Origin of the sequence: Kitasatospora sp. NBC_00070 (assembly GCF_045041205.1) — a bacterium.
Taxonomy (GTDB): Bacteria; Actinomycetota; Actinomycetes; order Streptomycetales; family Streptomycetaceae; genus Kitasatospora.
Genome location: NZ_CP108247.1, coordinates 2,181,017 through 2,205,757, shown reverse-complemented (window position 1 = coordinate 2,205,757; position 24,741 = coordinate 2,181,017). Strand labels below are relative to the sequence as shown.

Here is a 24,741-nt window from a genome sequence, read left to right as displayed (position 1 = left end):
ACTGACGCGGAATCCCCCCGAAGCTCCGAAGGAGTCCCCGCCTTGCAGGGTGCCGTCACCGTCTCGCCGTCCCAGGTCCCCGAGCTGCTGCTGGGCCTGGCCACCGTCAGGCCGGTGTTCCTCTGGGGCGCGCCCGGGATCGGGAAGTCCTCCCTGGTACGGGAGTTCGCCGAGTCGCTGGGCCTGGAGTGCGTCAGCCTGATCGGTACCCAGCTAGCGCCGGAGGACCTGATCGGCGTCCCGCAGATCACCCCCGAGGGCCGGTCCCGGTTCTGCCCGCCGGAGTCGATCGCCCGGGACGAGCCCTACTGCCTGTTCCTGGACGAGCTCAACGCGGCCACCCCGGACGTGCAGAAGGCGTTCTACTCGCTGATCCTGGACCGCCGGATCGGCTCGTACGAGCTGCCGCCAGGCTCGATCGTGATCGGCGCCGGGAACCGTGCCACCGACGGCGCGCTGGCCCGGCCGATGGCCTCCGCACTGGTCAACCGGCTGGTCCACGTCCACCTCCGGGCCAGCGCCACCGACTGGCTCGACTGGGCCGGGGCCAACGGCATCCACCCGTGGGTGCAGGACTACCTGACCGACCGTCCGGACCACCTGTGGTCCGCGCCGCCGAAGACCGAGGAGCCGTTCTCCACGCCCCGGGCCTGGCACATGCTCTCGGACAGCCTGCACTCCTTCGGCCCGACCCTGGACGAGCCGACCCTCAAGGTGCTCGTGCACGGGCTGCTCACCCCGCCGCACGCGGTGTCGTTCTGCGGCTACGCGAAGATCGTCCGCAACTCCTACGGCCTGGACGCGATCCTCAAGGGCGACGCCCGCTGGCCGCACCGGCTGGAGGACCGCGACCTGCTCTACTACCTGGCCGACGCTTTCAGGGGTCGGCTGGTCAAGGAGCTGCCCGCCCGCAAGGAGCACGCCTCCAACTCCCTTCGGCAGACCGCCTTCCGGGCCAAGGCCCTGCTGGTCCAGCTGGCCGAGATCTCGGTCGAGGTGGCCCAGACGGTGATCGCGGACGGCCCGGACGGGAACCCGGTGCTGCCCGCCTGGTTCCTGCTGGAGGCGGCCCGCGACCTGCCGCGCCTGGTCGAGGCCCGGCGGTGAAGCCCGCCACCCCGCAGCGGGACCCGGCGGCGGAGGCCTTCGACGAGGGGCTCCGGCTGCTGTGGAACAACCACGCCTTCGCCGCCCTGAACGCCACCGTCTGCCGGGACCGGGACTGCGAGCTCGCCCCGCCGGACGGCTGGGCCGTGGTCGACTCGGACGGCACCGTGCACGCCAACCGCAAGCGCCGGGCCGAACCGGCCGAGTGGGCCTGGGTGTTGGCGCACTGCCTGCTGCACCTGGGCTTCGGCCACGTGCCCGCCGAGCGGGGCCGCCGCACCGCCCCGGACGAGTACCTGCGGGCCGCCCGCTGCGCCGTGGTGAACCGCTTCCTGGCGACCTTCCCGACCGGCCGCGCCCCGTTCGAGCTGCCGCCCGCGATCCCGGCCGGTGACGAGGAGGAACTGGCCGCCCGCTGGCGCCGGGACGGACTGCCCCGGGTGCCCGGGACGGCGGGCAGCGGCCCCGACCAGCTGCTGGTGCCGTGGGCGGGCTGGTCCGACCCCGAGGACTGGACCACGGCCTTCGCCGCCGCGCTCACCCGCACCATGTCCGCCGCGATGGACGTCGCGGGCGGCCGCCGGGACGAGCTGACCGGCGAGCGGCTGCCCGAGCGCCCGTGGACCAGGGCGCTCAACTGGTTCGTCTCCTCCTACCCGCTGCTCGGCGGGCTCGCGGCCGGAATCACCCTGGTCGCCGACGCCGAACTGGCCCGCGCCCACGGCATCTCGGTGGCCGCGGTGAACGCCGAGGCCGGGGAGATCTACCTCAACCCGCTGCGGCGCCACACCGACGAGGAGTGGCGGTTCATCCTGGCGCACGAGATGCTGCACGCCGCCCTGCGGCACGGCGAGCGCTGCGGGGCCCGCGACCCGTACCTGTTCAACGTCGCGGCGGACTACGTGATCAACGGCTGGCTGCTGGAGATGCAGGTCGGCGAGATGCCCGAAGGGCTGCTGCACGACCCGCAGTTGAAGGGTCTGTCGGCCGAGGAGGTCTACGACCGGATCGTCCGGGACCAGCGGCGGATCCGCCGGCTCGCCACCCTGGCGGGCAAGGGCAAGTCCGACCTGATCGGTGAACCGCTGGGCCGCCCGCGCGACTACGTCGACCTGGACGACTTCTACCGGCGTGGTCTCCAGCAGGGCTTCGAGCTGCACCGGCGCGATCGCGGCCTGCTGCCCGCCGGGTTGGTCGAGGAGATCCGCGCGCTGGCCCAGCCCCCGCTGCCCTGGGACGCCCGACTGGCGCGCTGGTTCGACGAGTTCGTACCCTCCCCGCAGCCGGTCCGGAGCTACGCCAGGCCGTCCCGCCGGCAGGCCGCCACCCCCGGCATCCCGCGCGCCGGCCGCTGTCACCCGCCGGAGGAGGTGGCCCGCTGCACCTTCGGCGTGGTGCTGGACACCTCGGGGTCGATGAGCCGTCAGCTGCTCGGCAAGGCGCTCGGCGCGATCGCCTCCTACGCCGCCGCCCGGGACGTCACCGCCGCCCGGGTGGTGTTCTGCGACGCGGCCCCGCACGACGCGGGCTTCCTGCCCACCGACGAGATCGCCGCCCGGGTGAAGGTCCGCGGCCGGGGCGGCACTGTGCTCCAGCCGGGCGTCGACCTGCTGGAGCGGGCCGAGGACTTCCCGCCCGGGGCCCCGATCCTGCTGATCACCGACGGCGAGTGCGACGTGCTCCGGGTCCGCCGCGAGCACGCCTACCTGGTCCCGCTCGGCGCCGGTCTCCCGTTCACCCCGCGCGGCCCGGTCTTCCGGATGCGCTGAGCGGGGCCGGACGGGGCGTCAGAGCCCGGCCAGCGCGCGGAGCACGTCCCGGCTGTCCATCAGCAGCGCCTGCCGGACGGTCTCCCGGTCGGGAGCGACGCCCTTGCCCTCCTGGTACGAGCCGGACCAGCTCAGGTAGTACGTCAGCCCGCCGTCCCGGACGTACAGCACCTGGGTGAGGTAGTGCCAGGTCCGGTCCGAGCTGCTCCGGTCGTCCAGGTACCCGACGTACGCCTGGTCGCCCAGCTCGGGCACGTCGGTGATCAGGTACTTCCGCTGCCGCAGCCCGGACTGCTGGGCGTCGAACTCGGCCCGCGGGTTCACCTTCCGGTGCAGCTGGGCCTGCATGTAGAGCGAGGAGTACTCGGTCTCCCCGGCGCTCTTCTTCAGGTACTTGCTGCAGTACATGTCGTCCAGCGCCGCGTGCCGGGTCGAGTAGTGGTACGGCGTGCCGGACTGCGCGGGGTAGAGCTGGGTGAAGCGGCTCAGCCGGGCGGTGGCGCAGAGGTCGTCGACCACCCGGTAGTCGCCGATCTCGGGGGCGGGCCCGTCCGGCAGGGTCACCACGCCCGGCACGGTCAGCACCGCGACGGCCCAGATCGCCGAGGTCAGCAGCGCGCTCAGCACCCCCCACAGCAGGGGCCGGCGGCGGGACCGGGCGGCGGCCCGGGGCGGCGGCCCGTACGGCAGCGGAGTGGGTGGCGTGGGGACGCCGGGGAACGCCGGACCGGTGTCCGTCGGTGCCGGCCGCTGGTGCGACATCTGATGAGCCCCCAACCGGGATGCGTGCTGGCCACGTCGGAGCGAACCCTATCGGTGAACGCAAGGTGGCAGAGGGTGAGGTCACCCCCGGACAGACGCCGACAGGCGCCGTAGCCGGAGCTACGACGCCTGTCGTGTACCGCACCCGCGTGGCGAACGCAGGCCGCGTGTGTTCGGTATCGATTTCTGACCTGCAGAAACGCTCTCAAAGGCCGGTTGACCTGGGAAAACGTATCCCGCGTTATCCCGAACTATCCCGGCTGATCTCGGCCTCGTGTGTACGGAATGTGTACTGCGAACGAGACAGCGCCGTCCGGGGTGTCACCACCGGACGGCGCCTGAGCCGGGGCCCCTAATCCGAGGGAGCCTGACCTTGACGCACGACCCTACTCCCGCCGCGCCCGCACGGCGCCGCCTGCCCGACTACGCGGCCACCGGTCCGCTCCATCTGCTCATGTCCAGCATGGGCCTGAACGTGGACGACCCGGTCGACGTCCTGCTCGCCGCGGCCTATCAACTGGCCGCCCGCCTCGAGCGTCGCATCGGCCAGTGGGACGCCGAAGGCCCCCGCCTGGTCGGCGCTCACGCCTCGTACCGGCTGACCGCCGGACCCTGCAGCGTCCACCTGGCCGCCCGGGTCGGCACGTACACCGAGCTGCAGGGCGGCGCCCTGTGAGCGCCGAACGCACCGTGACGGTGCACACCTTCGACCACGGCCCCATCGTCATCTCGGAGCCGTCCTGGTGCGCGGGCCTGCACGAGGACGGCCTGCACCTGGTCGACCTCGAGCACACCAGCGCCAAGACCGTGCTGACCGTGGACACCGAGCGCGGCCCGGTCGAGCTGCTGCACGCCATGCTCACCCAGGCCCCGTACGCGGAGCGCCCGGAGAGCCGCCGTGTGAACGTGGCGGCCAACATCGGCGGCGACTACCAGCGCTTCCGTGACGAGACCGCCCTGCGTCTGCTGGCCGCGCAGTTGGTCGTCGAGGCCGGCCGCCTTCGGGTGCTGGCCTACGAGCTGGCCTCTCTCCACAGTGCGGAGGCTGGCCGGTGAAGCGCGACATTCTTGGCTGGCTCGCCATGGCCGCCAGCATCGCCGTGACCGCCCAGGGCGAGTGGGCCCTCGCCACCGCGTGCGGCTATCACCCGATCGTGGCTGGCGCCCTGCCTGTGGCCATTGACGCGTACGCGATCCGCGCCCTGCGCGCCGGCCGCGAGGTGCTGGCGGCGGTCCTGGCGATGGTGGCGACCAACTCGGCAGCGCACCTGCTGCACGGCGGGATGCTCACGGTGTCGCCGTGGCTGGTCGTGGCGGTGTCCGCGATCGCCCCGCTGGTGCTGTGGCGGGTGCACGCCCTCGCCCCCGAAGCCTCTGACCAGCCATTTTCCCGGAGTCGGGAAAATGCCCCCGAGTACCCGGCGGTGGGGTCGGCTGGACCGACCCCACCAGAGGTCCCGGAAGGACCTGAGTCCGTTGGATCCCCCGGGGACCTGACGACCAGCCTCGAGGGCGCCGTTCAGGCAGGGCCGTCCGCCACCCTCGGCGCCGCTGACCCCAGCGGCGCGTACCCCATCGCCGCCATGGCGTACCCGAAGCCTGTACCCGGCGGGCACATGGCCGCGCCGGAGCGGGTGCGCCTGGACTTCATGCCGCTGCCGACTCGCGCCCGGGAACTGGCTGCCGAGGAGCCGCGTACCCGGTCGCGGGTCGATGCCGAGTACGTACCCGAGGACGCGTGGGAGGCGGGTACGGAGGAGACCGAGGACGACCTGGCCGCCCGGGCCCGCGCGGAGTTCGCCGACCGGCTTACGGACGGCAAGGTGCCCCCGATCAGGGACATCAGGTCTGTACTCGCCATCGGGCAGGCCCGCGCGCAGCGAGTACAGGACGCCCTGCGGCGTGACCTCGAGAGCGGGGTGCGGGCATGAACGCCGACCACTCCTGCACCTGCGGTCAGGACCACGGGCACGCCATGTACCCGGTCCAGCGGCTGGCGTACCCGCCCGTGTACCCGGTGTACCCGCAGCCTCCGGCGCCTGTACCCGCCCGGCCGATCGGCGGGTACGTCGCGGCCGGCGCGGGTGCGGTCGCACTCCTGGTGCCGGTCCTGATGACCGTCACCGCGCTGCTGGTCGCCCTCGGCCTTGCCGCCGTCGCCATCGCGGTGTGCGCGCTGGTGTGCCGCTGGATCATCCGCGACATCCGGAAGAACTGACGGCTGCCCGTCCTCGCCCGGCGAGCGTCGGGCGGGGGTGGGGAGCCGGGGCAGTCCCGGACCGCAGTGAGAGGACACACCATCGTGAGCAGCACCAACATCCCGCCGCAGAACGCGGCTGGCAGTGGCCGGAACGGTTTCGGGAGCGGCACCACGTTCTCGCCCGGCCTGAACGTCAACATCAACGCGAGCAAGACCACGACGGCCGGCACCGGGGCGGCCGCCAACCCGGGGCAGGGGGTGAACCGCACCAGCCAGTTCGCCCTGCCGGAGCCCGCGTTCTACTCGGCCGCCGACGTGCGGTCGTACTGCGAGGCGCTCGGGCGTTCGCCGCCTACGCCGCGATCGAGGTCGAGGTCGGCGCCGAGATCCTCAAGGCCGCGCTGGAGCAGGCCCCCAGCGTGCCCGGCGACAACGTGTTCCAGGCGAAGTTCCGGGCCCGGTCGGTGGCCCGCAAGATGTCGAAGGCCGCCGACGCCCTGGCCGACGCCGCGAAGCTGTCGGCCGCCGCGTGGGCCGCGTTCCAGCGTGAGTACGCCGACGTGATGACCCCCCGCCCGCAGCGCCAGCAGCGGCCGTTCCAGTTCTGAGAGGAGATCAGGTCATGGTGAAGAACATCAACCCCGAGGCCGAGCACCGCGACAGCCTCGAGGGTGCCAGCTCCGGCAAGGGCGTGGCCGCCTGGATGCTCAACCGGGCCAAGCCCTACGCCCCGCCGTGGGTGATGGCCGGCACCACCGGCGTGACCGGGACGCTGGCGTGGATCCCGGCGCACGGCTCGGCCGGGTACGGCGTCGGCCTCACCCTGGGCTCGGTCGCACTGACCGGGGCGACCTGGTGGGCGGCGAAGTCCAGCGGGGCACAGCGCCGGCTGCACTCGGCCGTCACCGTGGCCGCGGCCTCCGGCTGGTTCACCGGTGTGGCGCTGGGCGGCTGGGGCGAGCTGACGTTCGGGACGTACTGGCTCGGCGGGGCGGTGCTGGCCCTGTCGTGGAACGTGCGGCAGGTGATGCGCCGCAACCCGGACGCCGTCCAGGCCGCGGCCGATGTGGACGGTTCGCTGCTGGAGAAGGTCAAGCTGGCGGGGGCGAAGATCCGCCGAGCCGAGGTCGAGCCGAACCGAGTCACCGCCCAACTCACCCTCCCGGCCGGTGAGCTGACCAACGACGACGTCACCCGGGCGCTGCCCAACATCGCCTCCGCCCTGGACGTCGCCCCCACCGCAGTGCGCTACCTGCCGAGCCCGGACAGCGCCCGCCAGGGCGAACTCGTCGTCGTGCCCCGGGACATGCTCGCCGAGGTGGCCGAGTGGGGCATGCCGTCCAACATCGGCGGCTCGATCACCGAACCGCTGGTGGTGGGCCGCTACGACGACGGCTCACCGCTGCAGCTGTGGCTGCCCGGCGATGCGGAGGCGGGCCGCAACAGCACGCACCTGATGATCTGCGGGGTGTCCGGGTCGGGGAAGGGCGACGGCGCGCTGAACGTCCTCACCGAGATCATGAGCCGACGCGACGTCATGATCTGGCTATCCGACCCGAAGGCGTTCCAGGACTTCGGTCCGCTCCGGCCGGGCCTGGACTGGTCGGTCGAGGGCGGCGCCGCCACCGAGGCCATGGTGACCGCCGTGCAGGCGGTCATCCCCGCCCGGACCCGGTGGCTTGGCCAGCACGGCTACCGGCAGTGGACGGCACAGGCCGCCGGGCCGCAGACCGACCCGGCGTACTCCTGCCAGAAGGGCCGGGCGTGCGGATGCCCCGGACTGCCGTTCTTGGTCGCCTGGTTCGAGGAGGCCGCGAACACCCTGCGCTTCATGGGGGACGACGCCTTCACCGGCGCGGCCCAGGAAGCCCGGTCGGCGGGTATCGCCCTGGTGATCTCGCTGCAGCGGCCGAGCCACGACCAGATCAGCACCTCGACCCGGGCGAGCCTGCCGTCCGTGCTGACCTTCGGTGTGGACAACCGCGACGAAGGGTTCGCGCTGCCGCCGGCCGTCCTGGACGCGGGTGCCCACCCGGGTGCGTGGGGCAACCGGCGGCCTGGGTACTGCTACCTGGTCAGCCCCGGCGTCAACGAGTCGCGCTACCCGTCCCCGGGCCGCACGTGGCAGTTCACCGGCCGCGCCGCCAGGGTCATGGAGCAGCTCGCCGCCTGGGCGGAGCGCAACGGCGCCAAGGTGGACCCGGTGACCGCGAAGGCCGCCGCCGCGGTGGCTGGCCGGGCCTACACCGGACGCACAAGCGGCCAGTCCCTGGCTGGCAACGACGACCAGGCCGACGGAGGCAGCGTGTACGAGGGTGCCGAGCCCACCGAGGTGTCCAGGCTGGATGGCGAAGATGCCGACGTGGACCCGAACGCCGAACTGGCGCCGGTGCCCGAGGCGTTGGGCACGCTCACCTTCGCCCCCGAGTCCACCGCGCCGGACCTCACCCCGGAGGAGGCCCGCGCCGCGATGGAGTCCATCGTCAACGGCTTCGAGGCCGGGGGAGTGATGGTGATCGGCCCCAAGGACGTCATGGACCAGGCGGTGACCCTGGGCCGCTCCCGCCCGTGGGTGTCCGGCGAGTTCCGCCGCATGGTCGAGGACGGCCGACTCGCCCCCACGGGGAAGGCCGGCCGATACCGGATCGTTCCCGCCTTGGCCAGCGCCTGACAGGCCCTGGCGTCAGCCAAGCGCTGACACCCGAACTCCTAGGCGGACGGGGTGTCAGGCGGCCGCTGGCACCCCCTGACGGTACGTCTGACACCGGGCCCTGACAGTCACTCAACAAGGGAGATTCAATGTTCACCGGACGCCCCGAAGACCTCCGCCGGATCGAAGCCGAGGCCGCCAGCCTGGCCGCCGAGGTAACGGCCCTCCTGGACCGCATCGACGCGCTTGGCGCCGGCCGGACTTCTGGCCGCATCGACGGCCCCGGGTTCCAGATCCGGCATGACGGCTACGGCTGGACGTGCGCCGGCTGACCCAGGGACCACGCGATGAAGCCCCGCCGACTGTCGGCGGGGCTTCTCCTGTTCCGCCCAACTGGGCCGTTCACCGCCTTCGTGCCGAGGCGCTTGCCGGACGGATCAGCACGAAGTGAGAGCGGCCCGCCATCGCGAAGCTGAGCAGGAGTTCGCCGTCGCGGTCGAGGAACTTGGACACGCGCTCGACTGCCCCCTCTCCAAAGAAGTCCCTGTAGGCGTCGTACTGGAGGTGCCCGAGAGGCAGGGCGCGCAGCGAGTTCCACACGGCCGCGACCGCGTCCGCCAGACCGTTGAACGTCGCAGGCTGGGTGACGTCCTCGATCTCCACCGTCACTGGCCGCTGCAACGACGTTGCGAACATGGTCCACCTCCACGGGTTCCTGATCGTGGACGGCAATCCACCCTCTCAGATTCGGGTCACAGGCAGTCAGGGGCGATACCGGACCGGTAATCTCACGGTGAGATAGATCCTGGCCTCAAGGGGGAGTCGTGGGAACCTCGCTCATGCCCATCGCTCTGTCTGACCTCTCCTGGCAGAACACCGAGATCCGCAACGCTCTCAGGGCACGTGACATGGGCAGCCTGTTCCGCTACGTCCAGCACCACAGCGGAGCCAGCCAGGCCCGCATCGCCGTCGCCACCGGCATGACCCAGGGCCGCGTAAATGAACTGATCAACCGGCGCCGGGAGGTGAGCCGCCTCGACGTGTTCGAGCGGATCGCCGACGGCCTCGGTATGCCCGACGACGCCCGGCGCCTGCTCGGCCTGGCACCCCAGCGCGAGAACAGGCCGGGGGGCGCTGCCTTCGACCTCGCGGCCTTCCCCGAGATCGTGCGCGTCTACTCCGACCAGGCTGGCGCCGCCGCCGAGATCCAGCGGGCCGCCCGCTCGGCACACGAGCTCGACGTCCTGGCCGTCCGAGGCCTCGGGCTTCTCGCCCTGCGCGACTCCCTGCTACGGCCGCACCTGGACCGCGACGGCGACGACCCACCGCGCCTTCGAGTGCTGATCCTCGACCCCGACTCGCCCGCCCTCGCCCGCCGCGCCGTTGAGATCGGCGAGTCCACGGAGTCCCTCGCCGGGGGTGTCCATCTCGCCGAGGCACGGCTTCGGGAGCTGGCGGCGGAGGGCGATGTCCGGGTCTACCGGTACTGGGCTCTCCCGGTCTGGCGGGTCATCAGGCTGGACACGACGCTGTACGTCAGCGCGTTCGATGCCGACTGGGAGGGGCACGAATCGGCCACGTACAAGATCTTGGCGACTCCGGCGGGCCCCTTGTACCGGGGGTTCCGCAGGATGTTTGATGCCATGGTCGAGGACGGACAGCGCGTCATCTGACGAAGGGAAGCGAAGTGGCGATCGAGGCCGAGTTGAAGGCGGTCGTGCAGGACCCCGAGGACGTCATGGCGCGGCTGGAGGCTGCCTACGGCCCCGGCCGCCCGCAGGTCTACCAGGACACCTACTACGACGACCCGGCCGGCCAGCTCATGGGCGGCGACCGCGAACTGAGAATCCGCACCATGCACAGCGCGGACGACACCCGCACCGTCCTGACGTACAAGGGCGCGCGCGTAGACGAGGCGTCAGGCTCGAAGCCCGAGCACGAGACCCGAGTCGAGGACGCCGCTGCCGCGCACGAGATCGTGCGCGGTCTCGGGTACGTGCCGCGGATCGCGTTCGAGAAGCGATGCCGCAACTACGCTTTCCAGCATGATGGCCGTGAGCTGCTCGCCACCCTCGTGCGGGTACCTGAGCTCGACGCGACCTTCATCGAACTGGAGACCCTCGCGAAGGCCGAGGAGGACCTGCCGGCCGCGCTCACCGTGGTCCGGTCACTGCTCGTTTCCCTTGGGGTCAGCGAGAGTGATCTGACGACCGAGCTGTACACCGATGCCGTGGCCGCCGTGCGCTGAGTAGCCAGACCTGCCAATGCGCCCGGCCGCCAAGGCAGCCGGGCGCATCCATTGCGGCACGAGAGTGGCAAGGCGTGACGATCTACGCGTAGAAGGTGCGCACATCACCAGCCGGGGCTCCCATGGAGATGGCGGTCAACCAATCGGGAAGTGAGTGAATGGGAGCTCCACGTGGAGTTGATGAAGAGTCGTAGGGCGCTGAGACTCGCGTATGCGCAGCTGGAAATCCTCGAGGAGACCGAAGGGGAGCACGAGGTCTTCCTCGACGCGTTCATCAGCGCCATTGCCATGATCCGTAATGTCGGCTCAGTGATCGACTCGGAGTCCAAAGGGAATCGCGAGCACAGCTTCGCCACTTGGTGGGATCAGACCGCTGCCAATCCGCTGTACCGGTGCATCAAGGAGGTGAGGGACCTCACGTTCAAGCGCCTGGAGGACCGGGTGCACATCAAGCACGAGGTCAACGTGACCACTGCGGTGGCAACCGGGACTGCCTACAACCCGACGGTACGGATCAGTGATGCGACGCAAGTGGAGGTTAGCCAGGACGGGCGCGTCGTGGAGACGCGCGAAGTCAGGATGACGGCAGAAGCCGAAGCGGAGAGCGGAGCACAGGACACTCCGACCTACAGTCGTAGGTGGATGTTCTCGGGCGGCCAGTGCGACGGGCAAGAACTACTTCCGGCTCTCCACCAGTTCCTCGATTGGATGCGTGACGACGTCATTCCCGAGGCAGAACGCCGGACTGTCAGCACCTGACGAGAGGACCGATTGCCGTCACGAACGGTCACCGCAGGGGGCTCCTGGAGAAACTCCAGACCCGTACAGACGGCGAGATGCCTCCCCGGCGGTCCTGGTGACCTGCGGGTTTGGGGGTCACCCCCCACCCCTACGGCGACGGCCATCACCCTCGGTGATGGCCGTCGTGGCGTTAGGTCCGGTGGATGCCGAGCAGCTGGTCGAGGCGCCCGGCAACGTGCGCGGCGTCGATCTCCTCGGGGCTCATGCCCGCAAGATGCTGGTCGCCGAGCTGGCCCTCGGCCGGCACCGGGGCCGTGGTTGATCCACTGAGGTAGTCGCGCAGCTGGCCCTTGCGGTGAGCCTCGTCGATCTGCTCGGGCGTCATGCCCTTCACCTCGGACTCGCTGAGCTGAACGGTCATGCCGTGATGCTCCCGTCCACGCGGGCGAGCAGCGCGTAGACCTCGTCCAGAGACTTGGTGCCGCCGTTCGGCTGGGTGATGTACGGGGCGGTCATGGTGTCCTGCGGTCGGACGTTGGAGAGAGCGAGAGCCAGCCACCGGTTGGCGTTGATGAGTTCGACGGTGCGGGTTCCTGCGTGCAGGGTGCCGAAGGACCGTGCGACCAGTCGGCCATCCTTCGCATGCGGCATTGCGCTGTCGTCCTTCGGGACGCCCAGGGTCTTCATCTGGCGGGCCCAGCCCTTGACTTGGGTGTTGCGCTCGTCGGTGGCCTCGATGAAGGCGCGCACGGCCTGCTCTGCGGAGCGGAGCAGGGTGACCAGGCGTTCGCCGGTGACGGCGGCGCTGGCTTCGATCTCGGCTCGGAGTTCCTCGCAGGCCGCGAGGCGGCTGGTGTCCTCGGCCAGGGCGGCGGCACGGCGCGCGGCCTCGGCCTTGAGAGCCGAGTGCTGGGCCTCGCTGCGGGCCGTCGTGAGGTCGGCGTGGGTGATGCTGTCCTCGCCGCCGAGGACGCGCTCCTCCAATTCGGTCACGAGCCGCTGTGCAGCGAGGAATTCCTGCTCGGCCTGCTTGGCCGCGGCGGTCGCCTGGTCCTTCGGGTTGATGGTCGTGGTCATGAGGGTTCTCCTGTGGATGTTGGGGTGTGGCTCAGTTGGTTACGCGATGCGCGTCTCGGTGATGCCTCGCGGCAGGATCCGGCCGGCCTTGACGTTGGGGTTGCGGATGGCAGCGCGTTGGGCGGCGGCGCGGGCGGCGATGAGACCGGGGAGCTCGGCGGCCTCCTGCGGCCGAGGCGCGGGTCGGAAGGTCTGGGCATTCCAGAGGTGGATCTGACCTCGGCCGGCGAGGGCTTCGCGCAGCTCGATGACCTCAGCGAGGTAGCCGCCGGTGGTGAGGTGCTGGTCGGTCCAGGTGCGGAGCGTGTCGGTCTCGCTGTTCTCGATGACGACGGTGAGGACGGCGCGGCGCATGGCGTCGTCGTCGAAGCGCTCTGCCTGGGCGAGCAGGGTCTGCCGGTCGGCCGGGGTGCGGGCGTCCTGGGCGGCGGCGTAGGCGTTGCGGAAGGCGGTCATGAGGACTGCCTTGTCGGCGGGGCTGGTGCCCTCGGGGATTCCCGGCCCGACGGGAACGAGGGTCTCCAGGTACTCCAGGCGGGTGCGGCGGCGCCGGGTGAGGTCGTCGAAGGCGGCCTGTACCTGCTTGACGTGCTCGCCATGGATCGTGGTGATCCCTTCGGCCTTGGCCACGTCGGTGATGTTGAAGTCGCCGCGGATGCTGGCAGCGGCGGCCGTGTAGGCCTGGACGGACTGCCGGGCCTTGGCGAAGGCGGGGTCGTCGTTGGGGTGAGGGAGGGGCTGGGGTGCCATCAGTGGTGCTCCTGTCGTCTCAGTGCGGCGAGGTGGTCGGCGTCGTCGGGGTGCCAGAGGTTGCGCGCTGCGGGGGCGAGCTGGGCTGATGCGGCGAGACGGCGTGCGTGGCGTTCGGTGACGCCGAGTCGGGTGGCGAGCTGGCTGGTGGTGACCAGCTGTCGAGTTGATGGTGCGTCGATGTCCGCCGGTGTCCGTCCGGCGTGTCCGTCCGGGGACGTGGCGTAGTTCAGGGCAGCGGCCCTCAACGCGGCTAGGGCGTCAGCGACTTCGGGCCGGACCTGCCCGCCGCTGCCGCGATGCCGGTCGAGCTGGGCCCGCAGGGCGAGCCACAGGGGGTGGCAGACCTCGGCGGGGAGGAACACCCCGCCGGCCGTGAGGACGGCGGGGTGCGGTCTGGTGTCGGGCATGGGCGTTCAGCTCGACTGCGAGGCGCGGCGGACCCGTTCCATCCCGGCGGCGAGGCTCCCGGTCGCCTCGTCAACTCGGGTCTCGGCCTTAATCTGAGCGGCCGCGTCGGGGTCGACCAGGGCGAGCGCCTCGATGAACAACCAAGGCCACACGGTGGACCCGCCGTCCCGGTCGATGAGCACGATGATGTCCTGGCTGCCATCGGCGGGGACGGTCTGGCCGACAACCCGCGAGAGCGCGGACGCAGGCACCGTCTTGGGGACCAGGAGAACGCCGCTGACGGGGAAGAACAGGTCGGTCATCTCCAGGGATCCAGCGTCGCTGGTGGCCAGGACTTCGCCGGTGCCGTTGTCGAGGTAAGCGGTCCAGGGGAACATCTGCGCCAAGCTGGACGCGAGGGCCTGGGCGGTGCCCGGCGGGATCGTGATGACGAACGACGTGCGGTCGGCGAGAGCGTCGGCAACCCGGCGAACCGCCTTGGTACGCCACGTGAGTGAGTGGGTGTAGCTGTTCACCGGGTCTCCTTCGGTCGGGGCTGCGGCACGACGGCGCCAGCCAGGATGCGGGGGTGCAGGTCGTATTTCGGTGAGGGCTTGGCGCCCCGCTGGCCAGCCCTGCGCGGGGGTGCGGGTACCTCGGCAATCCACCCGAGGTCTTCGAGGTTTCGCAGCGCCTCCTGGATGACTTCGGCATCGACGCCGTGACGGCCCTTGAAGCTCTCCCGTACCTTTCGCTCCGTCACCAAGCCGGCGTTGTCAGCCAGGTTGCGGAGGCGGTCGAGGATGTCGCGCAGCAGCTTGCGACCGGCGTCACCGTCGCGGCTCATCAGGGCGAACACGGCGCGGGCGTGGTCGATGAAGTAGGGCGCGAGGTCGAGGGCGCGACGCATGGTGTCGTCGCCGATCTCGGCCGTCCCGTGGTCGTCGTACAGGGCGAGGACCGCAGCGAGCCGGATGATCTGGCCGCACAGCTTGCCAGCCCACTCGGCAAGGTCGTGCAGGTCCCCGCTCTCGGCCTTGCGCTGTTCGACCTCGTTGTAGAAGTCGGCGAACCGCTTCCGGGCGTCAGCCGTCAGGTGCATGGTGCCGATGTTCTCGGCGGTCCAGATCCGGTCGAAGATCCGCCGGATGCGGCGGTCGTAGTCGTCTCGGATCTCGGCCGCGACGGCGGGGGTGTCGAACGTGCCGGGCGGCATGGGGGCTGGGAGCGCTGGCAGGAACCGGTTCAGGAAGCCGCTCGACTTGAACTCGGGATTCTCCTTCTCCATGTGCTCGACCATCCCGGGCTGGATGATCAGGACGATCGTCAGCGCGGTGTGCGGCATCCAGGTGTTGCCCCGCATGACGCGGTCGATGTCGTGGCTGGTGCCGGTGTAAGCCTTGAGGATCAGGCTGATGTCGGCCTTGCCGTTGCCGTACTGGCCGGCGCAGGCCTTGAAGAACCCGGCCTCCGACTCCATGATCGCCATTCGGCCGCCGTTGGAACCCATGAGCTTGCCGAGGGCTTCGAGAGTGACGTCACCGGCGAGCGGCTTGGGCAGGCCGGACTTCTCGCGCAGAGTCCGGAGATCGTCAAGGACGGCGTGAGCGTCGACCTTGTCCTTCTTGCCCTGCGACACCAGGCGCTCGACAGCCAGCATCTCGGCCTCGGTGATGCGGATCATCTGCTCGTTCTGCTCGACCTCGGCGCGCATGTCCTCTCGCAGTTCGCCGGCGCGCTCCCGGATCGGGGCCGAGGCCGCGTCGAGCGCCGGGGTCTTGCGGGCCGAGGAACCCGCGAGGCCGAGCAGGTAGAGGCAGACGTTCTCGTCGGACCACCCCTCCTTCACGTGGACGCGACGGCGGCCGCCGACGGCGGCGGAGATCGCACCGAGAGCGGACAGGGCGACCAGGTCTTCTGAGACGTTGAGTGAGGCGGACTGGGCCTTGACCCACGGGGCGAGCTCGCCGAGCGCATCGGTGGGGAAGGTCGGCACCCGGAAGGTCGGGACGGGCAGGGGGTCGTCCCAGGATGCATAGCCCCCCTCATTTTCGGTTCCAGTAATTCCAGCGAACCCCTCCCAGAGGTCGTCGGGCGGTTCGGTGGAATTGCTGGAATCGTTTTTGAGGGGGGCTGTGCTTGCCGCGGGGACCAGATCCGCGAAGCCGAGCCCTGCGGCGAGGTGGTCGGAGACGTCTTTGCCTGCGGCAGGCTCGACGGTCCGGTGTGTGATCCTGGCGCGCCGCAGAGACTCGGCGATCTGGGCAGCGTGTGCTCGGCCGGGGCCGTCCCGGTCGGCGACGACGACCACCTCGCCCGCTCCGCGCAGGTGCCTGGTGTGGTCGTCCGTCCACTTTCCGGCGCCTCCCGAATTGCAGGTCGCCACGACACCGACCGCGGTGAGGCTCTCGACGTCCTTCTCGCCCTCAACGATCAGGATCAGGCCGCCAGCCGCGGCCTCGGCGAGGATGGCGGGCAGCCGGTAGGGGACGCGCCGGATGCCCTTGATGCTCGGGGTGCCGTTGGCGGCGCGCTGGCGGAACGTCTTCGGCGAGTAGCGGACGACGGTGTACAGCAGTTCGCCGCTCTCGTCGCAGTAGGGGTACTCCGCGACCTTCACGGGGCGGTCATTCCTGTTCTCTCGGGGTTCGTCGAAGAGGTCGGCGAGGGTGAGGCCGAGGGCGCTGACGACGTCCTCGGTGGGGCATCCGGCGTGGCAGTGCAGGACGACGTCGGCGCCCTTGCTGCCGCGGCCGACCGACAGAGACGGTGCGCGGTCCTCATGCGCAGGGCACTGCCAGGAGCGGCCCGTTTGGTCGCTGCGGCAACCGTGGCCCGTGAGGGAGTCGCGCACACGGTCGAGGGCGTTCACCATGCGGCCACCTCCTTCTCGCTGTTCGTAGTGGGGGAGGGGGTCTGCCACTGGCGGGGGTGACCGAACAGCCTTCGGAGTTCCCAGAGTTGGAATCCAGCGGCCGTCAGCCGGCGGAGCTCGGCGCGCACTTCGGTGCGGGTGAGTCCGTACGGTGCGGGCCCGAGGGCCCCCGCCACGACGGCGGGGGCCTTCGAGGTGGGACGAACGGTCACGAGCATTCCTCGCCCGGAGCGGCGAACAGCTCGGGGCGGGTGTACCGGGCTATGGCCAGGTGTACGGCGGAGAGCAGTCCGGCCTGGATGTCGCTCGCGGCGTGTGCGGGGGTGAGCCCGTCGGCCTGGCCGCCTTCGACGTGGCGCTGGACGGTCTCGTCGATCAGGGCGTCCGCCGCCGCGTAGAAGGAGTTCGAGGCGCGCTCGCGGTTCGACCAGTCCGACTGGTCGCAGAACGGGTCGACGTCCTCGGCGATCTCGGCGACGGCGAGCAGCAGCTTGCGGGCGGTGCTGCGAGGGTCGCCAGCCGCAGTCAGCGCGGCCCGGATGGCCTGCTCGGCGCGGGCTACCCCGGCGGGCAGCCGTTCGGCGGCCGGCGGGCACGCCAGCGGGCAGACACGGAGCACGTGGCCGCTGAGGGTGATCGAGTGCGCGCGCATCTCGATGTCGGAGCCGTTGTCAGTGCCGCACGTGGCGCAGTCACCACCGCTGAGCTGCTCGCGGGTGTACTCACCGCCGGGGGCGGCGGGGAGCGCGAGGGTGAGCGCGGCGGCCTGGTCCAGGTGCGGGTACTTGGTGCGTCGGTCGGCGTCGTGCCACAGGTGGTCACTGCCGAACGGGACGACCAGGTCGGTCGGGGTGGTGGTCTTGGGCAGGGAGCCCTTACTGTTGGTCACAGCGTTCTCCTTCGTGAGGTCGTCGCCCTCGGGGTCTTCGCCAGCCAGCGGACCCGGGGGCTTCGTCGTGTTGGAGTTCGTCAGGCCTCTGCCCGGATTGCCGTCCAGGTGGGGGCCGTTCGCGTTCCTAGGCTGCAGCAGTGGATTCGCCGGCGAGGTATCGCTCGACGCTGCGCCGGTTGTAGCGGACGCGCCCGCCTCGGCCGGGGGTGAGCTTGGTGTATGCGGGGCCCAGGCCCTGCCAACGCCAGTTGGCGAGGGTTCGGGGGCTGACCTTGACGAGCTCTGCTGTCTCGGCCGGCGTCAGGTACTCCATGGACATGCCTTCCTCTGTCGAGGTTTTCGCGACAAGGACTTGCATCATTGCGGGTAAGTCCGTGATGATGTGGAGCGTAGCCGGGAAGATGGCAGTCCGCAAGATTCCGATTTTTGTCGAGAAAACCTCGACTGATACCGTCGGGATCATGACGACAGGACGAATCGAAGTGGGACCGAGCGGGCGCACTGTCGCCACGAACGTGAAGCGTCTGAGGGAGGCGCGGGGGCTGACCCTGCGCGCACTTTCCTTGACGCTGAAGGAGCAAGGGCGCTCCCTGAGCGCCGACGCCTTGAACAAGATTGAGAACGGGGCCAGCCTGGAGCCTCGAGCCGTTCGACGGGTGGATGTGGACGACCTTGTCGCACTGGCTCTTGCCCTGGGAGTCAACCCGTCCGCCCTGCTGCTTCCGATGGAGGACGGCGACGGGGCTGTAGTGGAGATCACCGGCGCTGGGAGCGTCCCGGCGTCTGCAGCTTGGGACTGGGCTGACGGAGCCCGCCCCTTGGGGTGGAGGCAGGGGGATGACCTAGGCCCATCGCTTGATTTTGAGCGCTTGGGGCGGCCAGCTGGCCGCCGGCGGCTGGAGCGGATCCTGGCTCAGGTGCTGGATCGCGAGACCGGTGACAGTAGGGGTGCTGATGGCTAGGGTCTGGATCGAGGACCGCGCGACCCAGAAGGACTACGTCGCGGCGATGGAGAAGTGGCGGGCGGCGAAGAAGGCTGGCAGCAAACGGGCCGAGCCGGGCCGGTGGCGGGTCCGCTGGTACGACCCCGACGGGAACCCCAGGGCGCGCACGTTCGGGAAGCTGCCGCCTGCGGAGAAGCACCAGCAGGACACGCTCAACCGGCTCGATCAAGGTACCTACCGCGACGCCAAGCAGGGCAAGCAGGCCATGAGCGAGGTCGCTGAGGAGTGGTTCACCTCGCTCCGTCGGCCGGGCGAGCGCACCAAGGGCGACTACCGCGAGCTGCTGGACCTCTACGTGATCCCGAAGTGGGGGACGTGGCAGGTCGGGGCGATCCGCTGGGAGGACGTTTCCAAGTGGCTCACCGCGCTGTGCGAGCAGCCGGGCAGGCGGGGGCGGAAGCTGTCACCCGCCCGGATCGCGAAGATTCACCAGGTCGTGTTCGGTGGCGTGATGAAGCACGCGGTGCGGACCGGCCGGATCGCGGTCAGCCCGGCGAAGGACCACGAGCTGCCGCTGATCGACGACGACGGCGAGGACGTGCATGTCTACCTGAGCCATGAGCAGGTGGCCAACCTCGCCGAGGCCGCGGGCGAGTACCGACTGCTGATCCTGGTGAAGGCTTACACCGGCATCCGCTGGGGCGAGTTGACCGCGCTCAAGGTCAGCCGAGTTGATGCACTCAAGCGCCGACTGCGGATCGCCCAGGCGTACTCCAGGATCAAGGGCAAGGGCCTGGTGCTCGGCGCAGTGAAGAACCATGAGCGGCGGTCCGTCCCGATCCTGGCCTCGCTGGTTGAGGAACTGGCGGAGCTGGTGAAGGACCGGCCGGGCTCGGCCCTGGTCTTCCCGGCGGCCGACGGTGAGCCGATGAAGTACACGTCGTTCCGGGACGGGGTCTTCGACCCGGCGGTGAAGGCGGCCGGCCTGGACGTGGAGGTCGAGCAGGAACTCGGGGTGAAGATCACGCCTCACAAGCTTCGGCACACCGCCGCCTCGCTGGCGATCGCGGCCGGGGCGGACGTGAAGGTGGTGCAGCTGATGCTCGGCCACAAGTCAGCGGCGATGACCCTGGACGTTTATGGGCACCTCTGGCCGGATCGGCTGGACGAGGTGGCGGGCGCGCTCGACGTGGGCCGGATCTCCGCAGTCGTGGCCAGAACTGCGTTGGCCGCATAGGCCATGATCCTGAACCATGTGTACAGAATGCGTACTGCCCGCCCGGACTGATCCGGACGGGCAGTGGTGAAAGGGCCTTTGAGCTGCCACTTTCGGTAGATCAAGTTGTACCGCACCCGCGTGGCGAACGCAGGCCGCGTGCGGTACGGAGTTCTACGTCTCACGAGTTCCGGATAGAGGGCCGGAAAGTTGACGTGAGGGCTGGTCGTCGGAGGCGGGTAGAGGGCCGCCTGACCCGTCGACCGGAGTGGCCTGGGATCAGGCCGAGACGAGCTTGGTGACCGCGGACTTCTTGTTGGCGGCCTGGTTCTTGTGGATGATGCCCTTGCTCGCGGCCTTGTCGAGCGCCTTGGAGGCGGCCCGGGCGAGCTCGGTGGCCTTCGCGGTGTCGCCGGCAGCGGCGGCCTCGCGGGCCTTGCGGACAGCGGTCTTCAGCGAGGACTTGACGGCCTTGTTGCGCAGGCGCGCCTTCTCGTTGGTCTTGTTGCGCTTGATCTGGGACTTGATGTTCGCCACGAAATAGCCTCAGTCTTGAGTCGAGAATTGAACGGGTCGCACCGAGCTCGGCAGGCTGAGAGGGCATGCCGGTGCCAGGTGCAGCGGCCAACGCTACCAAAGCCGACACCCGCAGCCCAAACCGGCTATGCCGTGAGCACCGGCTCGCCGTAGTGCTCGACCTCGGGGAACGGCTCGTAGAAGCGGTGCAACAGCTCCCGCCACTGCTGGTACTCGGCCGAGCCGCGGAAGCCCTCGGTGTGGTCCGTCAGGGTGTCCCACGCCACCTGGAGCAGGAACCGCGAGCCGCGCCCCTCGTCCAGGCAGCGGCGCAGCTCCAGCGAGCGGAAGCCGCGCTGGACCGCGATCAGCGGCCGGGCCTCGGTGAAGGCGGCCAGGAACTCCTCCTCCAGGCCGGGACGGACGTCGAGCAGTGCACTCTCCAAGATCATGGAAGCCGATCCTGCCGCACCCGGGCCGCGCGGCGGAAGGGGCAGTGGAAGAGCTGGTACACCGCGCCGGTCCGGGCTCGTGGGAAGATGGCAGGAACCATTTCGATCGGACGAGACCGTCCGGTCCCCGGGAAGCCGCTCGGCGCCGTCAGCGCCGGGCCGGAGCGCCCGGCCCCCGGACCCACGGAGAATCGGACCAAGGTGCCCGCGACCCCCAGCAATGTGCCACAGCCCAGCCGTACCGACCCGGCGCTGATCCGCAACTTCTGCATCATCGCCCACATCGACCACGGCAAGTCCACCCTCGCCGACCGGATGCTCCAGATCACCGGCGTGGTCGACCCCCGGCAGATGCGTGCCCAGTACCTCGACCGGATGGACATCGAGCGCGAGCGCGGCATCACCATCAAGTCGCAGGCGGTCCGCCTCCCGTGGGCACCGAAGACTGGTGAGCACACCGGCACGACCCACATCCTGAACATGATCGACACCCCGGGCCACGTGGACTTCACGTACGAGGTGTCCCGTTCGCTGGCCGCCTGCGAGGGCACCATCCTCGTGGTGGACGCCGCCCAGGGCATCGAGGCGCAGACCCTCGCCAACCTGTACCTGGCGCTGGAGAACAACCTCACGATCATCCCGGTCCTCAACAAGATCGACCTGCCGGCCGCCCAGCCGGAGAAGTACGCCGCCGAGATCGCGCACATCATCGGGTGCGAGCCGGAGGACGTCCTCAAGGTCAGCGCCAAGAGCGGCCTCGGGGTGCCGGAGCTGCTCGACCACGTGGTCGCGAAGATCCCCGCCCCGGTCGGCGTCAAGGACGCCCCCGCCCGCGCGATGATCTTCGACTCGGTCTACGACACCTACCGCGGCGTGGTCACCTACGTCCGGGTGGTCGACGGTGAGCTCACCAAGCGCGAGCGCATCCAGATGATGTCCACGGGTGCGACGCACGAGCTGCTGGAGATCGGCGTCATCTCGCCCGAGCCGAAGGTCTCGGACGGCCTCGGCGTCGGCGAGGTGGGCTACATCATCACCGGTGTGAAGGACGTCCGGCAGTCCAAGGTCGGTGACACCATCACCTCGATGCACAAGGGTGCGACCGAGGCGCTGGGCGGCTACAAGGAGCCGCGCCCGATGGTGTTCTCCGGCCTCTACCCGCTGGACGGCAGCGACTACCCGCTGCTGCGCGACGCCCTCGACAAGCTCCAGCTCAACGACGCCGCGCTGGTGTTCGAGCCGGAGACGTCGGTCGCGCTGGGCTTCGGGTACCGCTGCGGCTTCCTCGGCCTGCTGCACCTGGAGATCGTCCGGGAGCGGCTGGAGCGCGAGTTCAACCTCGACCTGATCTCCACCGCCCCGAACGTGGTCTACCGGGTGGTCATGGAGGACGGCAGCGAGCACACCGTCACCAACCCGAGCGAGTTCCCCACCGGCAAGATCTCCGAGGTGCACGAGCCGGTGGTCAAGGGTTCCATCCTGGTGCCGAACGAGTTCGTCGGCCCGGTCATGGAGCTCTGCCAGGCCCGCCGCGGCAACATGCAGGGCATGGACTACCTCTCCGAGGAGCGGGTGGAGCTGCGCTACACCCTGCCGCTCGCCGAGATCGTCTTCGACTTCTTCGACATCCTGAAGTCCAAGACCCGCGGCTACGGCTCCTTCGACTACGAGCCGATCGGCGAGCAGACCGCCGACCTGGTCAAGGTCGACATCCTGCTGCACGGTGACGCGGTCGACGCGTTCTCCGCGATCGTGCACAAGGACAAGGCGTACGGCTACGGCATCATGATGGCCGGCAAGCTGCAGAAGCTGATCCCGCGTCAGCAGTTCGAGGTGCCGATCCAGGCCGCCATCGGCTCCCGGGTGATCGCCCGTGAGACGGTCCGCGCGATCCGCAAGGACGTCCTCGCCAAGTGCTACGGCGGTGACATCTCGCGTAAGCGCAAGCTGCTGGAGAAGCAGAAGGAGGGCAAGAAGCGGATGAAGATGGTCGGCCGGGTGGAGGTCCCGCAGGAGGCCTTCATCGCCGCACTGTCCACCGACGCGGACGCCCCCAAGGGCGAGAAGAAGTAGTCGGTACGCCGAAGGGCCCGGTCCGGCCGGACCGGGCCCTTCGGCGTGTCGTCAGCGCAGCTGCCAGACGACGCCGGTGACGATCAGGCTCTTCACCAGCCGGGCGGCGGTGCCGGTCAGGGCGCTCGGCTTCATCGAGTCGTCCTTGCGGACCAGCTGGACCAGGCCGTCCTTGCGGCCCAGGCTCAGGCAGTGCACCACGTAGCCGTACTCGAACGGCTTGTCGGTCTTCCCGGTCAGCAGCCCGCCGAGGTAGACGCCCATCGGCTGGGCGGTGGCGCAGCTCATCCGCAGCTCGCCGACGCCCTCGACCACCACCTGGGCGGCGTCGCCGATCACGTACACCTCGGGGTGCGAGACCGAGCGCAGGTGCCCGTCCACCACCGCGCGGCCGTCGGGGGTGACGGTCAGTCCGGCCTCGGCGGCCAGCTCGCGCGGCTCCATCGAGGCGGCCCAGGCGACCAGGTCGGCGTCGATGGTGCCCTGGTCGGTGCGGAGCCCGGCCGGGGTCACGGCGGTGACGGCCGCCTGGTCGTGCACCTGGACCCCGAGCCGTCCGAAGACCTTGCGGACGTGCGCCCGGCCCTTGTCCGAGAGCCAGCCGCCGACCTGGCCGGCCGCCACGATCCGGACCTGCCAGGCGGGGTGCGCCTCGGCCAGTTCGGCGGCCAGCTCGATGCCGGTCGGGCCGCCGCCGACCACCGCGACGGTGCCGGGCCGCGCGGCGGTGCGCATCCGCTCGGCCAGTTCGGCGGCCCGCTCGGCGGGGTAGGCGTGCTCGGCCGCACCGGGGATGCCGTGCAGGGCGGTGCGGCTGCCCAGCGCGTACACCAGGGTGTCGTAGCTCAGCGCCTCGCCGGAGTCCAGGAAGACCTTCCGCCCGGCCAGGTCGAGCTCGGTGACCCGGGCCTGGCGGTGGGTCACCTGACGGCCCCGCAGCACCTCGGTCAGTTCCGGCCGGTGCTCGGCCAGACCGGCCGCGGTCTCGTGCTGGCGGACCCGGTTCAGGAACCGGCTCTCCGGCGCGACCAGGGTGACCCGGTGCTGCCTGCCGATCCGGGTGGCCGCCGCCAGGCCCGCGTAGCCGGCGCCGATCACGACGATGTGCTGCTGCTGACCGGTCATCTCGTCCTCCTGCGAAGCGTGTGTGCTGCTTTCGGGAGGTGGACGACGCAGCCGGTCAGCTTGTGACAGTGAGCCGCGTCACATGGGTCAGCTTCTCCGGGTTGACCACGACGTACGCCTCGGTGATCCGGCCGTCCTCGACCGCGAAGGCGACCACGCCGAGCACCTTGCCCTCGGTGTCGTGCCAGAGCAGGCCCGGTTCGCCGTTGACCAGGGCGGGGCTGGCGCCGACGTTCGCCGGGCCGAGGAACTTGGCGTAGAGCCCGGCCACCAGGCGGGAGACCTTGTCCGCGCCCAGGATCGGGCGGACGCCGGCCGAGACGATGCCGCCGCCGTCCGAGTGCCAGACCACGTCCGGGTCGAGCAGGGCGACCAGGCCCTGGAGGTCGCCCCCGGTGGCCGCATGGGCGAAGGCGGACACCACCTGACGGTGCGCCGCCCGGTCGACCGGGCCGCGCCGGCCGCCGGTGCGCACCCGGCGGCGGGCCCGGGACGCCAACTGCCGGGCGGCGTCCGGAGTGCGGTCCAGCGAGCAGGCGATCTCCTCGAAGCCGACCGCGAACACGTCGTGCAGCACGAAGGCGGTCCGCTCGGCCGGGGTGAGCTCCTCCAGCACCGCGAGCAGCGCGATCGAGACCTCCTCGCCCAGCTCGGCGAGCCGCTCGGGCGCGTTCTCCTCGGTGACCAGCGGCTCGGGCAGCCACTCGCCGTAGTAGGCCTCCCGGCGCACCCGGGCCGAGCCCAGCTGGTCGTAGCAGAGCCGGGTGACGACCGTGGTCAGGTACGCCCGTGGCTCCTCGACGGTGCTCCGGTCGGTGGCCCGCCAGCGCAGCCACGCCTCCTGCAACACGTCCTCGGCGTCGGTCACCGAGCCGAGCAGCCGGTACGCCACCGAACCCAGGTAACGCCGCAGCGACTCGAAGACGTCCACCCCTGATGCGTCGTCAATCACAT

Annotated in this window: 30 protein-coding genes; 15 read left to right on the top strand and 15 right to left on the bottom strand. The window is 70.4% G+C overall.

The window, feature by feature from the left end; genetic code table 11:
* Positions 1-42 precede the first annotated feature (42 nt).
* Both OHV05_RS10215 and OHV05_RS10210 read left to right on the top strand, forming a co-directional pair.
* On the top strand, positions 43-1,107 hold the full coding sequence (locus OHV05_RS10215; protein WP_405017401.1) for an ATP-binding protein: 1,065 nt from the start codon (positions 43-45) through the stop codon (positions 1,105-1,107).
* Entirely contained in the window at positions 1,104-2,876 is a 1,773-nt protein-coding gene (locus tag OHV05_RS10210) for a DUF2201 family putative metallopeptidase (RefSeq protein WP_405017400.1), read from the top strand. Before OHV05_RS10215 ends, OHV05_RS10210 begins: the two co-directional genes overlap by 4 nt.
* An 18-nt stretch (positions 2,877-2,894) precedes the next feature.
* Here the strand turns inward: OHV05_RS10210 and OHV05_RS10205 are convergent, their stop codons facing one another.
* Positions 2,895-3,638, bottom strand: coding sequence for a hypothetical protein (locus tag OHV05_RS10205; RefSeq protein WP_405017399.1), 744 nt, complete (start codon positions 3,636-3,638; stop codon positions 2,895-2,897).
* A gap of 373 nt (positions 3,639-4,011) precedes the next feature.
* On the opposite strand from OHV05_RS10205, the gene OHV05_RS10200 reads away from it, so the two are divergent.
* The 7 genes from OHV05_RS10200 to OHV05_RS10170 all read left to right on the top strand — a co-directional run bounded on the left by OHV05_RS10200 (position 4,012) and on the right by OHV05_RS10170 (position 8,820).
* Entirely contained in the window at positions 4,012-4,314 is a 303-nt protein-coding gene (locus OHV05_RS10200) for a hypothetical protein (protein ID WP_405017398.1), read from the top strand.
* Positions 4,311-4,694, top strand: coding sequence for a DUF6907 domain-containing protein (locus OHV05_RS10195; protein WP_405017397.1), 384 nt, complete (start codon positions 4,311-4,313; stop codon positions 4,692-4,694). Before OHV05_RS10200 ends, OHV05_RS10195 begins: the two co-directional genes overlap by 4 nt.
* Positions 4,691-5,569, top strand: coding sequence for a hypothetical protein (locus OHV05_RS10190; RefSeq protein ID WP_405017396.1), 879 nt, complete (start codon positions 4,691-4,693; stop codon positions 5,567-5,569). The genes OHV05_RS10195 and OHV05_RS10190 overlap by 4 nt, the downstream gene beginning before the upstream one ends.
* Positions 5,566-5,856, top strand: coding sequence for a SpdD protein (locus tag OHV05_RS10185; RefSeq protein ID WP_405017395.1), 291 nt, complete (start codon positions 5,566-5,568; stop codon positions 5,854-5,856). Before OHV05_RS10190 ends, OHV05_RS10185 begins: the two co-directional genes overlap by 4 nt.
* The gene (traA, locus tag OHV05_RS10180; RefSeq protein ID WP_405017394.1) at positions 5,808-6,446 is read left to right on the top strand and encodes a plasmid transfer protein TraA; all 639 of its coding nucleotides are present in this window, start codon (positions 5,808-5,810) and stop codon (positions 6,444-6,446) included. The genes OHV05_RS10185 and traA overlap by 49 nt, the downstream gene beginning before the upstream one ends.
* A gap of 14 nt (positions 6,447-6,460) precedes the next feature.
* Positions 6,461-8,509 carry a plasmid transfer protein TraB gene (traB, locus tag OHV05_RS10175; protein ID WP_405017393.1) on the top strand — a complete coding sequence of 683 codons (2,049 nt, stop codon included), beginning with the start codon at positions 6,461-6,463 and terminating at the stop codon, positions 8,507-8,509.
* Positions 8,510-8,637: 128 nt separating this feature from the next.
* Entirely contained in the window at positions 8,638-8,820 is a 183-nt protein-coding gene (locus tag OHV05_RS10170; protein ID WP_405017392.1) for a hypothetical protein, read from the top strand.
* A 70-nt stretch (positions 8,821-8,890) separates the two neighbouring features.
* Here the strand turns inward: OHV05_RS10170 and OHV05_RS10165 are convergent, their stop codons facing one another.
* Positions 8,891-9,184 carry a hypothetical protein gene (locus tag OHV05_RS10165; RefSeq protein WP_405017391.1) on the bottom strand — a complete coding sequence of 98 codons (294 nt, stop codon included), beginning with the start codon at positions 9,182-9,184 and terminating at the stop codon, positions 8,891-8,893.
* Positions 9,185-9,327: 143 nt separating this feature from the next.
* On the opposite strand from OHV05_RS10165, the gene OHV05_RS10160 reads away from it, so the two are divergent.
* The 3 genes from OHV05_RS10160 (at position 9,328) to OHV05_RS10150 (ending at position 11,495) form a co-directional block, all read left to right on the top strand.
* Complete coding sequence (locus OHV05_RS10160; protein WP_405017390.1) at positions 9,328-10,161, top strand: helix-turn-helix domain-containing protein; 834 nt, start codon at positions 9,328-9,330, stop codon at positions 10,159-10,161.
* A 14-nt stretch (positions 10,162-10,175) separates the two neighbouring features.
* Positions 10,176-10,736: a class IV adenylate cyclase gene (locus OHV05_RS10155; RefSeq protein WP_405017389.1), complete on the top strand. Its 561-nt coding sequence runs from the start codon at positions 10,176-10,178 to the stop codon at positions 10,734-10,736.
* Between the two features lie 171 nt (positions 10,737-10,907).
* Entirely contained in the window at positions 10,908-11,495 is a 588-nt protein-coding gene (locus OHV05_RS10150; protein ID WP_405017388.1) for a hypothetical protein, read from the top strand.
* A gap of 172 nt (positions 11,496-11,667) precedes the next feature.
* Here OHV05_RS10150 and OHV05_RS10145 read toward each other — a convergent pair whose 3' ends face one another.
* The 9 genes from OHV05_RS10145 to OHV05_RS10105 all read right to left on the bottom strand — a co-directional run bounded on the left by OHV05_RS10145 (position 11,668) and on the right by OHV05_RS10105 (position 17,774).
* A complete protein-coding gene (locus tag OHV05_RS10145) occupies positions 11,668-11,898 on the bottom strand; it encodes a hypothetical protein (protein WP_405017387.1) in 231 nt (76 codons plus the stop codon).
* Positions 11,895-12,554 carry a hypothetical protein gene (locus tag OHV05_RS10140; RefSeq protein ID WP_405017386.1) on the bottom strand — a complete coding sequence of 220 codons (660 nt, stop codon included), beginning with the start codon at positions 12,552-12,554 and terminating at the stop codon, positions 11,895-11,897. The genes OHV05_RS10145 and OHV05_RS10140 overlap by 4 nt, the downstream gene beginning before the upstream one ends.
* A gap of 39 nt (positions 12,555-12,593) precedes the next feature.
* Positions 12,594-13,304, bottom strand: a complete 711-nt coding sequence (locus tag OHV05_RS10135; protein ID WP_405017385.1) for a hypothetical protein — start codon at positions 13,302-13,304, stop codon at positions 12,594-12,596.
* On the bottom strand, positions 13,304-13,714 hold the full coding sequence (locus tag OHV05_RS10130; RefSeq protein WP_405017384.1) for a hypothetical protein: 411 nt from the start codon (positions 13,712-13,714) through the stop codon (positions 13,304-13,306). Before OHV05_RS10130 ends, OHV05_RS10135 begins: the two co-directional genes overlap by 1 nt.
* Before the next feature lie 6 nt (positions 13,715-13,720).
* On the bottom strand, positions 13,721-14,230 hold the full coding sequence (locus OHV05_RS10125) for a hypothetical protein (RefSeq protein ID WP_405017383.1): 510 nt from the start codon (positions 14,228-14,230) through the stop codon (positions 13,721-13,723).
* Complete coding sequence (locus OHV05_RS10120) at positions 14,227-16,569, bottom strand: DUF3987 domain-containing protein (protein ID WP_405017382.1); 2,343 nt, start codon at positions 16,567-16,569, stop codon at positions 14,227-14,229. Before OHV05_RS10120 ends, OHV05_RS10125 begins: the two co-directional genes overlap by 4 nt.
* Positions 16,563-16,781, bottom strand: coding sequence for a hypothetical protein (locus OHV05_RS10115; RefSeq protein ID WP_405017381.1), 219 nt, complete (start codon positions 16,779-16,781; stop codon positions 16,563-16,565). The genes OHV05_RS10120 and OHV05_RS10115 overlap by 7 nt, the downstream gene beginning before the upstream one ends.
* Positions 16,778-17,458, bottom strand: coding sequence for a hypothetical protein (locus OHV05_RS10110; RefSeq protein ID WP_405017380.1), 681 nt, complete (start codon positions 17,456-17,458; stop codon positions 16,778-16,780). The genes OHV05_RS10115 and OHV05_RS10110 overlap by 4 nt, the downstream gene beginning before the upstream one ends.
* A 127-nt stretch (positions 17,459-17,585) precedes the next feature.
* The gene (locus OHV05_RS10105; protein WP_405017379.1) at positions 17,586-17,774 is read right to left on the bottom strand and encodes a helix-turn-helix domain-containing protein; all 189 of its coding nucleotides are present in this window, start codon (positions 17,772-17,774) and stop codon (positions 17,586-17,588) included.
* Between OHV05_RS10105 and OHV05_RS10100 the strand changes: the two genes are divergently transcribed.
* Positions 17,773-18,423, top strand: a complete 651-nt coding sequence (locus OHV05_RS10100) for a helix-turn-helix domain-containing protein (RefSeq protein ID WP_405017378.1) — start codon at positions 17,773-17,775, stop codon at positions 18,421-18,423. The genes OHV05_RS10105 and OHV05_RS10100 overlap by 2 nt on opposite strands.
* The gene (locus OHV05_RS10095; RefSeq protein ID WP_405017377.1) at positions 18,416-19,642 is read left to right on the top strand and encodes a tyrosine-type recombinase/integrase; all 1,227 of its coding nucleotides are present in this window, start codon (positions 18,416-18,418) and stop codon (positions 19,640-19,642) included. The genes OHV05_RS10100 and OHV05_RS10095 overlap by 8 nt, the downstream gene beginning before the upstream one ends.
* Before the next feature lie 258 nt (positions 19,643-19,900).
* On the opposite strand, the gene rpsT is transcribed toward OHV05_RS10095, so the two are convergent.
* Entirely contained in the window at positions 19,901-20,158 is a 258-nt protein-coding gene (rpsT, locus tag OHV05_RS10090; protein WP_057238597.1) for a 30S ribosomal protein S20, read from the bottom strand.
* Between the two features lie 125 nt (positions 20,159-20,283).
* Positions 20,284-20,589 carry an antibiotic biosynthesis monooxygenase family protein gene (locus OHV05_RS10085; RefSeq protein WP_405017376.1) on the bottom strand — a complete coding sequence of 102 codons (306 nt, stop codon included), beginning with the start codon at positions 20,587-20,589 and terminating at the stop codon, positions 20,284-20,286.
* Between the two features lie 201 nt (positions 20,590-20,790).
* On the opposite strand from OHV05_RS10085, the gene lepA reads away from it, so the two are divergent.
* Positions 20,791-22,662, top strand: coding sequence for a translation elongation factor 4 (lepA, locus tag OHV05_RS10080; RefSeq protein WP_405017375.1), 1,872 nt, complete (start codon positions 20,791-20,793; stop codon positions 22,660-22,662).
* A gap of 51 nt (positions 22,663-22,713) precedes the next feature.
* Here the strand turns inward: lepA and OHV05_RS10075 are convergent, their stop codons facing one another.
* Positions 22,714-23,787 (bottom strand): NAD(P)/FAD-dependent oxidoreductase, encoded by a 1,074-nt coding sequence (locus tag OHV05_RS10075; RefSeq protein ID WP_405017374.1) that lies wholly within the window; start codon positions 23,785-23,787, stop codon positions 22,714-22,716.
* 55 nt (positions 23,788-23,842) lie between these two features.
* Positions 23,843-24,739 (bottom strand): sigma-70 family RNA polymerase sigma factor, encoded by an 897-nt coding sequence (locus OHV05_RS10070; protein WP_405017373.1) that lies wholly within the window; start codon positions 24,737-24,739, stop codon positions 23,843-23,845.
* Positions 24,740-24,741 lie beyond the last annotated feature (2 nt).